Below are 1,060 nucleotides of genomic sequence, written 5' to 3' on the forward strand. Positions count from 1 at the left end.
TCTAGAGCGGGTTTTGATCTGACTGAATCGAAGGGGCTACCCAAATCGGCTGGAAACTGATTCAGACTGACTGCCGGGTGGGAGGCCGGCAGTCATGTCGAAAGCTCTGTCCGTCGATCTTCGTGTTCGGGTTCTTGCGGCGGTGGCGGCGGGTCTGTCGCATCGCCAAGCGGGTGAGCGGTTCGGTGTGAGCGCGGCCAGTATCAGCCGCTGGCGTCGACTGGAACGGGAACAGGGCGATGTACGGCCTGGCGCGCTTGGCGGGGACCGGCGCTCCCATGCCATCGAACAGCATGCCGAGACGATCTTGAGCATCGCTGAAGCCGACGACCGGGACATCACGCTGGCTGAGATCAAGGCCGTTCTGGAGGAGAAGGGCATCCGCACCAGCATCGGTGGCCTCTGGCGCTTTTTCCGCCGTCACCGGATCACACTGAAAAAAAGTCGGCACACGCGAGCGAGCAGGATCGCCCGGACATCCTGAAACGGAGGCAGGATTGGTTCGAAAGCCAGCCCGATCTCGATCCCGAGCGCCTGATCTTCATCGACGAGACCTGGGCCTCAACCAATATGGCGCGCCGCTATGGCCGCTGCCGGCGTGGCGAACGGCTGCGGGTGGGCGTGCCCCACGGACATTGGAAAACGACCACCTTCGTTGGTGCGCTCACCCTGCGCGGCTTCATCGCTCCCTGGGTGCTCGACGGCCCGATCAACCGCGACGCCTTCGAGACCTACGTTGCCAAGGTGCTCGTTCCCGAGCTGCGCTCTGGCGACGTCGTCGTGATGGACAACCTCTCCAGCCACAAGGGGCCACGGGTGCGCGAGATGATCGAGGCCGCTGGCGCCGAACTGCGCTACCTGCCGCCGTATTCGCCCGACTTCAACCCGATCGAGAACGCCTTTGCCAGGCTCAAGGCCCTGCTCCGGAAAGCGGCCGAACGATCAGTCGAAGGACTCTGGTCCGCCATCGGTCACATCATCGATCTCTTCACGCCAGACGAATGCAGAAATTACTTCAACGCCGCCGGTTACGATGCAGCCTGATCGGAAAATGCTCTAA

The 1,060-nt window shown here is 62.5% G+C and carries 1 protein-coding gene; it reads left to right on the plus strand.

Going from position 1 to position 1,060, the window contains the following annotated elements:
- The first annotated feature begins 94 nt into the window (after positions 1-94).
- Positions 95-1,044, plus strand: a protein-coding gene (locus AB4097_RS21455) for an IS630 family transposase (protein WP_442043321.1) whose coding sequence is annotated in 2 segments (ribosomal slippage) — positions 95-436 and positions 439-1,044 — 948 coding nt in all. Because the reading frame shifts where the segments join, the coding sequence is not laid out codon by codon here.
- The last annotated feature ends 16 nt before the right edge of the window (positions 1,045-1,060 follow it).

It is taken from the genome of Microvirga sp. 2MCAF35 (assembly GCF_052115545.1).
Taxonomy (GTDB): Bacteria; Pseudomonadota; Alphaproteobacteria; order Rhizobiales; family Beijerinckiaceae; genus Microvirga.